Source organism: Nocardia cyriacigeorgica, assembly GCF_010868145.1.
Classification (GTDB): Bacteria; Actinomycetota; Actinomycetes; order Mycobacteriales; family Mycobacteriaceae; genus Nocardia; species Nocardia cyriacigeorgica_D.
Genome location: NZ_JAAGUY010000086.1, coordinates 1 through 285 on the forward strand (window position 1 = coordinate 1; position 285 = coordinate 285).

General features: G+C 68.4%; 1 pseudogene. It reads right to left on the reverse strand.

The window, feature by feature from the left end:
- A pseudogene (locus GV792_RS28860) lies at positions 1 to 285 on the reverse strand (serine/threonine-protein kinase); the annotation flags it as partial.

The window sequence follows — 285 nt, forward strand, 5'->3', positions numbered from 1 at the left end:
TATTTCAGCAGGTAGTAGTCGGTGCGGCCGTCGTAGCAGTGCCAGGCGCCGGCCCATTCGCCGAAATCGGGTCCGTCGGCAGACTGCCCTTTCCACAGCTCACGCCCCTGGGCCGGGCCCTGCGACATGCAGGTGTGGCCGTTGAACCCGACGCCGAGATCGGTGCCGGGCACCAGGTTCGGGAACTCCTCGCTGATCGCCTCGATCGCGGTGGGGCCCTTATCCCCGGGGAGGTTCGCGACGACAACGGCAGCAACCAGCGCGACGACCACCGCCGCCACCGAC